Raw genomic sequence first — 13352 nt, 5'->3', positions numbered from 1 at the left:
CATAACCTAACCTTAACTGACGTATAATTTTTCTAAGCGCGGCATCACGACCGACACATCATAATGTTGTTGATAAAGCGCTCTGGCATTCGCAGCCATGCTTAACCGACGCTCATCATCGAGCGCCTGACGAATCATCGTCGTCAACTGTTCAACATTTCCCGGATCCACCAGATAACCGGTCTGCTCAGGGATAATCACCTCAGGAATCCCTCCGACCGGGGTTGACAAAACCGGGAGTCCGGCAGCCATCGCTTCCAGAATCACGACGGGCAATCCTTCGTTATAAGAAGGCAGGATCAGAAGCTGTGTTTCAGCCATCAGCCGGGCTTTCTGCTGGTGATCAATCCAGCCATGAAATACCAACTGTTTCTCAACCCCGAATTCAGCCACCGCCTGCTGAAAACGTGCCACATCACCACCGCCACCGACATGCAAAACGACATCCGGTAACGCACGTAAAGCACGCAACAGGTCAAAAATCCCTTTGCGCTCAATCAGTGCCCCTAAAAACAGCACATGATTTTGTTGCCCTTCTGATTCCGGAGAGGGTGCGACGACGGCAAAATTGGGTAAGACCACCAGATTCGCTTGTCGGGAGGACTCAAGGATCGATTCGACATACTCACGCCATGATTCCGAAAGGACGATAAAAGCATCCGCATCGCAGATCAGATCTCGAATCTTCTGCTGCACACCCCGATCACTGCCCTGATAGAATTTTTTAAATTCTGAACCGTGCAGATGAATCAACACCTTCCGCCCAAAAAACTGCGCCACTTTGAGGTACATTCTTTTACGCCAGAAACTGCCACGATAAGACATGTGCAGGTGAAAAATACGCTCTCCGGGAAGAAGAGATAACCAGAAAACGACCCACAATCCCCATAATGCCAGCATCAGGTCGGATAATTTATGTTCCCCTTTATGGCTGATAAACCGACGATAACGAAACTGCTGATTCAAATTGAGCTTCAGATTGTTAATCACAGCATCAATTCCGCCATTCTGACCGGTGCCTAATACGATAATTTCCATTCTCAGTCACTCCATGGGTTGACCATCAATTCCGCAGACCCTTTTTCTGATACCACTTTGGCAGGAATACCGGCCACAATGGCATGATCAGGGACATCTTTCGTCACCACTGCGTTGGCGCCGACCACCACATTATCACCAATACGAATGCCGCCGAGGATACAGCAGCCCGAACCGAGATAAACATTGTCACCAATGGTCGGCCACGCACCGTTTTTACCGGCAATGGTGACATTGTGGACAATCGTTGCATTCCGGCCGATCGTGACATGTTCTCCCCAAGTCGTACCGAACACATGGTGCATTCTCAGCCCCGGACCAATCGAGGCGCGATAATTGACATCACTGGTGTAAATGATCTTGGCTACCTTATAGAGCAAGATAAACAAGAGATTGAGTCCCGGAATATGCCGGCTATGTTTTGCCAATCGCATCAACAAAACAAACCGAAATCCCTTCTGGCTAAGAAAAGCCTTCACGAGTAGTAATGTGCTGTATCTTCCATACCAACGAAAGACATCTGCTCTGATATGATTCAACATCTACGAAAACCTTAAACCAATGCTTCAAAGAGCGTTTTATAACGCTCACTGATTTCCCGCTCAGAAAACTGTGCTGCGCGCGCTAAACGTGCGGCACGAGAACAAGAAGGCGTTGCCAGCTCATCACTCATCGCTCTGGCCAGCGCGGCACTATCACCGACGGAGACTAACCGGCCAAACTGGCCGCCTTGTAAAATTTCAGCGGGGCCACTGCGACAGTCGGTTGACACGACCGGCACACCAAATGCGAGCGCCTCAACAATCACGTTGCCAAATCCTTCCCACGCGGAAGACAGAACAAACAGATCGGCTTGCGCGTAATAACGTTCCACCTGATCTGAAAACCCGATGAACGTGATGTAAGACTGTAAATGATGCTGATCGATATACTCGGTTAACCGGGCCATTTCAGCCTGATCATGGGTGCCACCGACAATCATGACCTGTATATCATGTTGAGGTCGGGTCTCTATCAGGGCACAGACAGCCCGAAGTAAAGTCATGTAATCTTTTTGCGGGGTGACACGCCCAACCGCCAGAATCGTTTTGGTCACCGTCTCTGGTTCTGTTGAACCGGGGACGTTTACAGGCCGCTCAACAGACTGTGAAACGGGGGTCGCCTCCTGCGCGGGAGCTGCCTGATTAAAGCGCACCGGGTTATGAATGAAACAGCATTTATCGGCCTGTTTGATCAGCGGCACGATGTCGTTCATCACCCCTTCGGAAACCGCCACCACCCGATCGGCCATACGATAAAGCCACTGCACAATCAGACGGACTTTCAAGCGTGTCAGCACTGATTTATGCTGAAAATGTTCCACGATCGAGGCGTGTTCACTCACCACAACTTTGGCCCGGTGACGCGCAATTGCAGCGGACAGCAAGCAAGCCGCATTGGTATCCGGATAAGCCGAAAGTATCACGTCCGGTTTAAAGTCCTCGATCACCCGCTTAAAACGCCACAGACTCATAAACGTTCGCGGCACATCCAGACTGCGCACCGGAATGTTTTCATTCAATAGTGTGGTGTAACTCGCCCCCTCGCTACGGTCGGTGACGAATAACACCGCATGATCCTGCATCAATGTTCTGGCAACGGACAGAAACACCTGTTCTGCGCCGCCGAATCCCATATAAGAAATACGAAAAATAATTCTCATCGCCGTTTCATCCTGTGGCCGAAAAAATAAATCGAGGGAAAGAGACAGATCATCGTTTTACGACGGGATAACAGCCCCTGAAGATAAAGTCTGCAAATCGTCAGTACCGGCAGACGTTTGACCTGACGGCAAAAATCAAAGAATGGCATCGTCCGTTTGCCTGCCGAGTGGCACATATAATACAAATTCGCGTCCACAATCGTTTTGAGATGAGTAGTATCGGTTGATTCGATCCCGTGTTCACCGCAATTATCCCGAGGATCAGCAAACACATGAACATTGAGAAAATCGCGTACCCGCTGACACTGCGCCATCGTCACCCGGGAAATCGCACTGGTTTCACCAATCCGGTAACGATACAAGGTCTGATCACTGGCGTAACAGGTACGCGCCTGCGTATACACCGTACACAGGTACATCAAATCTTCACAGTATTTCACGCCGGCAGGAAACGTCGCCCGCTTTGCCACGTCAGCCCGGATCAAACGGCACATGACTAGCCAGACAAATGAGGAAACCGCCCCTTCAAATGCTTGGGCCTTGTCATTCAGACCGCGGCAGCGAGTGACATGTCCCGTGCCCAGAACGGTTTCAACCTGATTGCGAAACGTCTGATAACCGAACTCGAAAATATCGACATCAGGATGCTGGTGAATCAGCGCGTAAAGACGAATGAGATAGTCATGCTGCACGGCATCATCAGCGTCAACAAAGGTGATATAACGCCCCTGAGCCAGATTCAACCCTGTATTTCTCGCGACACTGACCCCGGCATTGGGCTGATAGTGATAACACAACCTCCCGGTACGCAATGGCTCCGCAAAACGCGTTTCTAATTGTCTCTGGGTCGCATCCCCGGAACCATCATCAATCACAATCACTTCAAACTGGTCATCCCCATGCGGGCAACTGGCAAAAATAGACTGAAGTGTATCGGGCAAAGTTTCGGCTGCATTGTATGCCGGGATAATAATACTAATTTCCATAACGCTGACGCCCCTCGACCAAAAATATAAAACTCTGTCTGAATGCTTCAATCGGCCGGCACACAATACGCCCCAATTCCTGAACTACGACCACGACAAAAATGCGGGTCCGGGGAAACAGCAGATAAGCAAGTAAGTCAGCGATCGCATAAGAAACCACCGATACCGTCGCCACACCTGTCGCCCCCCAGACCTGTACCGCAACAATCGATGCACAGAGAGAAACCGTCGATGCGACAATCGTTTTAATCAGTTCAATACGGGTCCACTGACGAATGATCAGGACTCTGGAAAACAGCGCTCCGAAGTAAGAAAACACCAGTTTCCAGATCAGGATTTTGAGAATGATCCCCGCCCCCTGATACTGAGCACCGTAAAGTAAATGAACAATGTAGTCCCCGGTTAAACTGACAAAAATACCGCCACCGACAGAACAATAAATCATCAAGCGGACAATATTTCTGAAAATATGACCGTCCAGTTTTTCTTCGTTCAGTTCCTGATTGAGCCGGGTAAAAAATGCAAAGACAAAAATATGACCGACAAACAGTAACTGCATGACCAATTTCGTTGCGACACCGTATAGACCGACCGCCTCCGGGGAGAGGAATTTCTCAATGATCACCACATCAAAGTACATAAAGATCGGAAACAGGATCGAAGAGAAAAATACAAATTTTGATTCGCTGATAAGCTGTTTTCCATATCGCAGGCTGTCGGCAATCGCAGGGAACAACTCATCTTTGGTCTCGCGATAAAACGCCCTCAGCAGAATCACCTGTGCCACCACTGAGTAGACCACCAGATAGAAAATGGCCCACACAAAATTCAACTGAAAGTAAATCACCCCAAGAATATAGACAATCGCAGCAACACGAGATGCCACGGTGGAAACGGACAGAATCCGGGGTTGTTCGGTCGCTTGGAAATACAGCCGAAATGCAGAAGATTTGCCAAAATAAGTGGTAACACAAGCGGTAAGTGACAACGCCAAGACCAGTTCATCCGGTGTCTTGCTGAAAAAATAGGCCCAACAAAAAACTGCAATAAAGAACACCACGCCACCGACTAACCGCACCAGAGAAACGGCATAAAACACCCGCTTTTTCTCATCGTGGCGGACATATTCTTTCATCACCACGTTATCCATCCCGAGAATGAACACACAGGAAAGAATGCTCGCCAGCGCTTGAATATAGGAGAGGTATCCCATATTCGTCGGGCCGTATATTCGGGCAATAAAGACGATACTAAACAAGCCAAACAATACACCACCGAGATTGTCTAAGCTGAACCAAATTAATTTTCGAATATTACTCATGACGACACTTTATTGTTTAAAATCCGCTGATTTAAAATGCGATTGTTTGAGATACGACTGTTTGAAATACGATTGTTTAAAATACAATGGCCTGAAGCTTGTTCGTTTAAAGATCGATGGTTTAAAGATCGACGGCTGAAAACACGCTCTTTGCCTGTGATGTATTTCAACAACACATAACAGAAGAGAAAACAAAACCAGCTAAAGCCGGAGCCCAATAAAAACTTCGTCTCAGTGACATTATTCAACACAACAAACGTACCGACACAAAAACATAACTTGGTGATTGCGACATTTTTTTGAGTCCGCAGTGATGTATAAAAGGTCATAAAAAAATCACAAATGGTATAAACGAAGAGCGCGGTTCCGATGGCACCGATAGAAATCAGCATATCGACGTAGCCACCATCCGATGCGGCTAACTTTTCAACCCATTCCGGCGCATATTGGGCCAATTCCGTTTCTTGGATCAGGTTGTTGTCCCCTAATCCCCAGACAGCCGAGTAACCCACGCCTAAGAACAGCTTTTCGTAAGATTGATTCAACATCACCAACCACAGCTTTCCGCGGCCTGTTAACCACTCTTCCCGGACATGCGTCAGTACCCAATCGACCAGATCCCGGTAATAAAGCACGAACAGCAACACAAGTGTGACTGACACGCCAAATGCGACAATACGCCCGCTGCCGTAATAGAACCGGCGGAAACGATGTATCAGCAGTCGGTCCCAAGAAAAAATCAGCCAAGCAAGCACAATCACCAGTACAAACAGCGCAATGGATGTTTTGGATAACGTTGCCAGCAGCAGTAAAAATGTTGCCAGCAACATCCCGACCCGCCATAAATTCCAGCGCTGCACCGAGTAGAGATAGAAGAATAAGAAGACACTGATAATCGGCCCTAAATTATTTTTGTTGGCAAATGCACCCGATATTTCTAACACCCGCCCGGCCAGCACATCGTTCTTCATGACCAAAAGATATGTACAACATAACCAGAAACAGAACGTGTAATACACCACGCGCCGGGCATTGATGGCATAGAAATGCAGAACAAACAGCGTGACATAACCAAATAAGATCAGCTGCCAGAACAATTCGTAGTAGGTCACTTTCGGCCATGGCGACCATTGGGCCGTCACCGCACACCATACAAAAACGATCATCAATGGATAACAACGCCGGCATAATGAAAACATCTGCTTGATGAGCGCCGGCCGCAATGACAATCCCAGAAACATCAGTAGATACAACGTCAGAATCGGGCGTTTGAACAAACCATTAGACAGCGTCAAAAATAGTAAATTAGACGAAATTAAAAGACTGTATAGCGTGTTTTTGTGGAATCTCATTGAACTCACTTCTGTGCTCGGTCATCATCAGCCGGACGCCCCATCGCTCAGGATTTGGGCATGACGACGCGCTTTGACAGGATGTAATCCACCACGGTTGCGATGCACAAGGCAATCCCGGCCCCCAGCAGATTCGTCATCATGTCATCAACTGAAAATTCACGTCTTTCCAGCCAGTACTGGGAACATTCATCCAACATCATCAGCGTAATAACGAGAACCGTCGGCCAGCCAATCAAATGGGGAGACGGCTCCTTACGCGTCTGAGTTCTGGTGACCCAAACCGACAGACCGGTTAACATCAAAGCACACAGGAAGTGAAGATGTTTATCTCCGCCCAGCAGCTCCTCCAACGCAATCACATATTGCGCCCCCACCCCACTACTCTTACTCAATGAAAGCATGCCGACCACAGCAACCGCCAAGATTAGTATCCGATATTGCTTCATTCAAACGCCCTCCTGAGAATAAGGATGATCACGTGTAGCATCCGATAAGTTGCCACATGTCCACAGTGGCAAACGCATAAAAACAGCCACACTACAAAACTGCTGTTTGTAAGGCGAAACTTTGAATATTTCATTCAACCGCCACCGTTTCAGTCCATATTGTTCATGCGCAGTCATATAGTGAACGGCATTGAGGCGTTGTTGTGGGGAGAGCTGCGACCAATACTGAAACAACACATTCATGGCCGTTTCAGCTGTATATTTTTCGTATGGTCCGAAGAACGCCGCCCGATTCAAAACACCGATGACATCATCAAATGGCTTTTCCCATAAAGCGAGCAGTTCCGTTTCCTGAGTATAGCCATCAGGAAACAAAGGTCTGAGCCGGATCGACTGCCAGTTATAATGGTCGCTTTGCTGTAAATACTGCTCTTTTTCAACGCCCTCAGCCACAAAGCTATTGAGTAACGCCGTATAAGCGGCCATTGACAGATGTTCCGGGTTGTCGTCGTCCCATGACAACATCTCGTCGCTGAATTGATTCAACTGCGCAAGCGTATCGGCCATCGGGTGACCTGATTGATCAATCCGTTCAATTCCGAGCTGGACGACATTGCTGTACAAACTTCCCATCAGAGTCTGTGCCGAGAAAAAGATCATCCAGACCGAGAGTGCAATCAGCGCATATTGTGAAATTTTCGCGCCACGGATTGCCACCGTCTCAGAACGATGCGGTAAGATCTCAGTTTTCCGCATAGCCATAATACTGACCATACTCATACTCAAGCGCCCCTGATTTCTGGCTGATTTGATTCACGACCACCCCCGCAAGCGTAACTTGATGACTGATAAGCTTCGTCATCGCTTTCTTCACCAGTGTCTGTTTGGTCGCATTGGCTTTCACCACCAGTACCACTGAATCCACACACTGCCCGATGATTAAAGAATCACTGACCGGTAACGTCGGCGGTGTATCAATAATGATTCGATCATAGTGCTCTTCCAGTTCTGTCAGTAAGGCTTTCAACTGGGGAGAACTCAACAGCTCTTGGGGATTAGCCGCTAACATTCCGGCCGGTAAAATGGATAAACCTGACGCTTCATCTTTGAAAATACATTCATCTAACAGCGTGTTCATCAACAGATGATTGGTCAGTCCTTGTTGATACTTTTTGTAAGCAAACCGTTCGGCAACCGCCGGTTTGCGTAAATCGAGATCGATCAATAAAACTTGTTCAACCTTGGCAAAGGAAACCGCTAAATTCAGAGCAACAGTCGTTTTGCCTTCTTCAGGTAATGAGGATGTCACCGCAATTTTCCGGTGTTGTCGGTCGATGTGATTGACCAGCAGGGAGGTCCGGATCGAACGAATCGACTCACTAAAACCGACTTCATTCTCATCCGCAAAGATGCTGCTATCGATGGGTTTCTTACGGAATCGTTTCGATTTGACCACCGGAATGCCCCCCATCGGAATTAAGCCGAACTTATCTTCAAAATCACCCGCCGATTCAATGGTATTTTTCAGCAGATCAAGCATCAAAACAAAGCCAATTGCCATCCCCATACTGAGAATAAATGCCGCAATGACAATCAGTTTTCGTTTCGGTGCACTGGGTAACTGTGGGATCAAAGCCTGATCCGTAAATCGCGCACTGGTGGAGTCGAAATCACTGGTTGCCGTGGTTTCTTTTTGTCGCGTCAGAAAGAGATTAAGAATTTCCCGGTTGGTTTCAACTTCACGCTGCAATGAATCATATTTACTTTTCTTGACGGTCAAGTCCTGAAAGTCATTTTTCTCGCGCGCAACTTCCTTGACCAACAGCGCTTCTTGCTCTTTTGTTGCCTGAAGTTCTTTGCCGATCCCCCGAATTAATTTCTGAGTCACACGTTGCGCCTGATCTTCAATTGACTTGAGTTTAGCTTGCGCAGCAATCATTTTGTCATGCTTCGGCCCATAGCGTTTACTCAATTCATTGACTTCATTCTGGGCTTCCAGCTCCGCATTGCGGATATCAATGACCTGAGGATGCTGAGAGATCGAAGGGATCGCAGATAAAGAAGCGATATCTTTCACATTGCCAGAGGTTAACGCTTTATAGGCCGATTCCGTTTCTATCCGTTCATCACGAACCTGCGCCAAACGCTCAGTCAAACTTGCCAACTGTTTGCTGGCAAGAGATTCAATCCCGCTGTCATCGATTAATTTCTCTTTGATCAAAAAATCAGAGAGTGCTTTTTCAGAATCCGCTAATTGCTCTCTTAATTCAGATAAGCGCGACGTAATCCAGCTCGATGCATACTGGGTTGCGGAGATTTTCGATTCAAGATTATTCTCAATATAGGCATAACCCACTTCATTGGCGATTTGGGCTGCCAGTTGAGGATCCTCAGATGTAAAACTGATATTGACCAGCTGGGTCTTTAAAATCGGGGTAATCTCAAGGTTTTTCTTAAATGCATCTAACACTTTCTGACGAATATATTCAGGATCCGGCGCATCTTCTTCATGCTTCGAACCAAGCAATGCCGCAATAACGGGATAAGATTTTATCGTCTCGACAAGACCGGGTTCCTGATTCAACAGCGGATTAAACTCTTCTTTCTGATCCAACGCCAATTTATGAATTACTTTTTCGGCAATCTGATTGGATCTTAATATCTCAAACTGTGTTTGATAATATTCTTTCTGATTCGGCTCGATCCCGACAACATCTTCAATTGAAATCGCTTGTCGTTCTTTTGATTCAATCAGTAAAGTCGCGGTTGCGGTATATTTCGATTTTAAAGACAGAGCAACGAATACCGATAGTCCGGTCACCAATACTGAGAAGATAAATATTGAGATCCAGTTTCTCTTGATTAAATTCAGATAATGTGTCAAATCAATTATATCATTCTGCTGATTGGCATTATCTTCAAAGTGCTCTTGCATGTTTTACCTTGCCTTCATCTATTTTATATTTTCAGACTTACCAAAAAGAACTCACCACATAAATCGTATCACCGGGATGAACCGCTTCATTCAGTTCGACTTCATGCTTACCTTTCAGTAATTCCTCAATCTGATCCTGAGATAACCCTTCGATTTCTTCATCTTTGGTTAAATAGATACCACGCGTCTTGCGGTATTTCGCGAGAAATCCGCCAGCCAGAGCAATCGCTTTCTGAACAGTCAGGCCCGGTTGATATTCGTAACCACCCGGAGAATTCACCACACCATTCACATAGATATTTCGATATTTCACAATATTGATTGTTACTTTAGGATCCACTAAATATTCACCTTTCAGACCACTGACAATCATATTGCGAAGTTCACGAAGTGTTTTATGTTTTAATTCCAGACTCCCTAAATAAGGGTAATCCATTGTGCCCCCACTATCGATGAGATACGCCTCATATGATAAGTCGGGCTCCCCATATACAGAAATTCTGATTGTATCTCCAGCACCTAATCTATATTCAGCCGCACTTGAATAAAAAGAAAAGAAAATGCAGCATAAGACCATGCTTTTTAATATTATTTTCAACATCAATTACCTGTCAGAACTTTAAAACTCATTCTCGAAAACAGTGAATTAATACGCTGTTTTCCCGACAAATCCTTTAAATACCGTCAAGAATATGATTTTTAAATCGAGCCACAGAGACCATGTCTGAATATAGCTCAAATCAAACTCAACCCGTTTTTCCATCTTATCGAGTGTGTCGGTTTCTCCCCGGTAACCATTAATCTGAGCCCATCCTGTAATCCCCGGTTTCACATGATGACGAAGCATATACTTATCGATCAGTCCACGATATTCCTCATTGTGAGCAACCGCGTGCGGACGCGGGCCGACAATTGACATCTGTCCGGTAATCACATTGATAAACTGAGGGAGCTCATCCAAAGAGGTGCGGCGAATAAACGCGCCGAATCGGGTTACACGAGGATCATTCTTGGTTGCCTGTTTGACCACAGAACCGTTATCCATCACTCGCATAGATCGGAATTTCCAGACTTTGATCGGCTTCCCGTCAAGTCCATAACGCTCCTGTTTGAAAATAATCGGCCCCGGTGATGACAGTTTCACACCAATGGCAACAAACAACAGCACGGGACTAATCAACATGGTGATCAGTGAGGCGAGAATGATGTCTTCAATCCGCTTGATCAGAGAGGTAAAACCGTAAAAAGGTGTGTCGTAAACACTTAATGTGACGACTTTACCGATATTTTTCAGCCGTGACTGCATCAGATCAAAGGTAAAGAAATCAGGAACAACATAGACGTGGGCATTGGAGTCAGCGAAGGCATTTAAGATTTGTTTAATTCGTTTGGCAGCTTCCATCGGCAGCGCAATATAAACTTTCTGTACACTGTGGCTTTTTGCCAGCATCAGTGCATCATCGATCTTGCCACGTAGCGGAGAAGAGAGGCGATGTAAGCCGATTCGATCCAGACTGCGGTCATCATAGAAACCGACCAGCACTTCGCGGCTTGAACGGTGCTGTTTGAGTTCTTGAGCCAGCTGAAGCCCCGAGCCTGTCGCTCCGATAATAATCGCTTTACTGCGATGTTTATCGCCGGGAAAAATAATCCGGAACATCCCGTGAACCAGCCAGCGCCACCCCACCAGACACAACGGGGTAATCCCGAACCATATACCAATGACCAGACGAGAATAATCTTCACTGACTTTAAGAAAGAAACCAACAATGAGAGATAATGCGACACAAATACTCCAAGTCATAAGTATCGCAAAGAAGTTTTGTTTGAATGAAATATATTTGTACGGCCGATAAACACCAGCAATATCAGATATAACAAAATAGACAACAGCAAATAGACTCAATATTAATTGATAGATAGTTGCAAAATCATCCAAGTATGACTCTGATACTAAAAATAAAATTATTGAAATAACAAAAATATCAACAATCTTAAAGCCGACTGATGATTCTTCTCCATAATATTTAATTCGACTACCGTATCCCATCTGACATCCCACCTAACCAATATAAATTTAGTATGCTACCGCCCTTGGGTGAAGCACCCCACAAACTGAATCAGTAACGCTATAGCATCATGGTTAAAAAATTATAACCCTTTGTTTATATGTGATTTTTAAAGAAACGAATCAGCACTTACCTACCCAAACCAAATGTGCCACTTCACTTTATTTGTCAAAATGTGAAGTTGACCATAACGAAAGTATGCGACATGAGTCACTATTGTTTCAATGTTAATAAAAGCAAATCATGTCTATATTCTTGCCATTCTTAAAAATGAGACGAAAGACTCATGTCATGATGAATAATGATAAAATACGTAAGAAAGCATGACTCATTGTTATTATTTTTTACTGACCGTATGGTCAATTTATATCGATACACAAGTAAATCGATATCAAGGAAAATACATGGCAATGTTATTTTGGTGTCAAAACCTCAATAATGAGACACTCTGCTCAAAAATATTTATTTAAAACGATAAATACTTCAATAATTTTAATTGAATCGATGGTGACTATTAAATCAGTTCCGATTAACGACGATATTAAAACAGATGAATAGCCACAAAACGAAATATGGTGGCAGATGAGAGGTTAGAGAAAATATTTAGATAAAATGTAATGACGACAATATCATAGAAAATAACTCATGATGATCGCATCTTCACGTCCATTTTCTGTAGGGTAGTAACCAAAGCGTCGATCAACCTCATTAAACCCTGCATTGAGATAGAGCTGATACGCCGGCAGATTACTTGCCCTCACTTCCAACCACACGCTTTCTGCAGTTTGTTGCTCACAGAGCGAGAGCAAAAACACCAGCAGTTGACGGCCAAGCCCTTTGCCCTGATACACGGGGTCAATGGCAATATTGAGCAACGAGACTTCTCCGACAATATTCTGAGCGTAAAAATAGCCACCGACCCGCCCATCAACCAACAACGTATGATGACAAGCACCACGACTATCCAGTGCACGAATGATCGACTCTTTCCAGGGAAATGAGTGAGCCCGACGCTCAATTTGATAGATCTGATCCAGATGATCAGCAGACATAGGGACAATCGAAATATTCATGAGGCCTGATAAGAACAGATTTGACGCCAGAGATCACGACGATGCTGAGGATGGCCGTCAATCTGACTCAGCAAGGGTGAGGTGAGCAGCTTTCCTGCCATTGCTTCGGGTGCAGGACAACCGGCAAACCAGAACCATTCAATATCTGTATGCGAGACTAAATCGAGAGAATGAGGATAGATATGGCAGGCTTCTTCGAGTGAGACATGAAAACTCTTGAGCACTTTTTCAAACATCACTGCCTGAGCCCCTTCGGGCAGCACCGGGCTGACAAATAACAATTTACAGGATGATGGTAACGCATATGGCGTGTGAACAACCCCTTGCAATCGCTCAGGATGAACGAGCTGCCAGCGCTGAATCCCCATTTCCTGTAAATAATTTTGTTGACGCTCTTGCATGAATGTCAGCCCAATGAACCAATAAA

At 45.6% G+C, this 13352-nt stretch carries 13 protein-coding genes; all 13 read right to left on the bottom strand.

Features of this window, described 5'->3' with window-relative positions; translation table 11 throughout:
- Window positions 1-12: 12 nt before the first annotated feature.
- Window positions 13-1038 (bottom strand): glycosyltransferase family 4 protein, encoded by a 1026-nt coding sequence (locus tag OCV37_RS02990; protein ID WP_051680267.1) that lies wholly within the window; start codon window positions 1036-1038, stop codon window positions 13-15.
- A 2-nt stretch (window positions 1039-1040) separates the two neighbouring features.
- Window positions 1041-1580 carry a serine O-acetyltransferase gene (locus tag OCV37_RS02985; RefSeq protein ID WP_038178271.1) on the bottom strand — a complete coding sequence of 180 codons (540 nt, stop codon included), beginning with the start codon at window positions 1578-1580 and terminating at the stop codon, window positions 1041-1043.
- 11 nt (window positions 1581-1591) lie between these two features.
- Window positions 1592-2740 (bottom strand): glycosyltransferase, encoded by a 1149-nt coding sequence (locus OCV37_RS02980; RefSeq protein WP_038178100.1) that lies wholly within the window; start codon window positions 2738-2740, stop codon window positions 1592-1594.
- Window positions 2737-3726, bottom strand: coding sequence for a glycosyltransferase family 2 protein (locus OCV37_RS02975; protein WP_051680269.1), 990 nt, complete (start codon window positions 3724-3726; stop codon window positions 2737-2739). The genes OCV37_RS02980 and OCV37_RS02975 overlap by 4 nt, the downstream gene beginning before the upstream one ends.
- The gene (locus OCV37_RS02970; protein ID WP_038178102.1) at window positions 3716-5047 is read right to left on the bottom strand and encodes a flippase; all 1332 of its coding nucleotides are present in this window, start codon (window positions 5045-5047) and stop codon (window positions 3716-3718) included. Before OCV37_RS02970 ends, OCV37_RS02975 begins: the two co-directional genes overlap by 11 nt.
- Window positions 5044-6399: an O-antigen ligase family protein gene (locus OCV37_RS19860; protein ID WP_038178103.1), complete on the bottom strand. Its 1356-nt coding sequence runs from the start codon at window positions 6397-6399 to the stop codon at window positions 5044-5046. The genes OCV37_RS02970 and OCV37_RS19860 overlap by 4 nt, the downstream gene beginning before the upstream one ends.
- Before the next feature lie 47 nt (window positions 6400-6446).
- Window positions 6447-6848, bottom strand: a complete 402-nt coding sequence (locus OCV37_RS02960) for a VanZ family protein (protein ID WP_038178104.1) — start codon at window positions 6846-6848, stop codon at window positions 6447-6449.
- Window positions 6849-7628, bottom strand: a complete 780-nt coding sequence (locus OCV37_RS02955) for a hypothetical protein (RefSeq protein WP_157634852.1) — start codon at window positions 7626-7628, stop codon at window positions 6849-6851.
- Window positions 7591-9783: a GumC family protein gene (locus OCV37_RS02950; protein WP_038178107.1), complete on the bottom strand. Its 2193-nt coding sequence runs from the start codon at window positions 9781-9783 to the stop codon at window positions 7591-7593. The genes OCV37_RS02955 and OCV37_RS02950 overlap by 38 nt, the downstream gene beginning before the upstream one ends.
- Window positions 9784-9820: 37 nt before the next feature.
- Window positions 9821-10360 carry a polysaccharide biosynthesis/export family protein gene (locus tag OCV37_RS02945; RefSeq protein ID WP_245609093.1) on the bottom strand — a complete coding sequence of 180 codons (540 nt, stop codon included), beginning with the start codon at window positions 10358-10360 and terminating at the stop codon, window positions 9821-9823.
- 69 nt (window positions 10361-10429) lie between these two features.
- Window positions 10430-11833: an undecaprenyl-phosphate glucose phosphotransferase gene (locus OCV37_RS02940; protein WP_038178110.1), complete on the bottom strand. Its 1404-nt coding sequence runs from the start codon at window positions 11831-11833 to the stop codon at window positions 10430-10432.
- 648 nt (window positions 11834-12481) lie between these two features.
- Window positions 12482-12925 carry a ribosomal protein S18-alanine N-acetyltransferase gene (gene rimI, locus OCV37_RS02935; RefSeq protein ID WP_038178111.1) on the bottom strand — a complete coding sequence of 148 codons (444 nt, stop codon included), beginning with the start codon at window positions 12923-12925 and terminating at the stop codon, window positions 12482-12484.
- Window positions 12922-13326: a DNA polymerase III subunit psi gene (locus OCV37_RS02930; protein ID WP_038178113.1), complete on the bottom strand. Its 405-nt coding sequence runs from the start codon at window positions 13324-13326 to the stop codon at window positions 12922-12924. Before OCV37_RS02930 ends, rimI begins: the two co-directional genes overlap by 4 nt.
- Between the last annotated feature and the right edge of the window lie 26 nt (window positions 13327-13352).

It is taken from the genome of Vibrio rhizosphaerae, from assembly GCF_024347095.1.
Classification (GTDB): Bacteria; Pseudomonadota; Gammaproteobacteria; order Enterobacterales; family Vibrionaceae; genus Vibrio; species Vibrio rhizosphaerae.
Note: the sequence above shows the minus strand (reverse complement) of the source record. Positions and strands in the feature narration are given on the sequence as shown.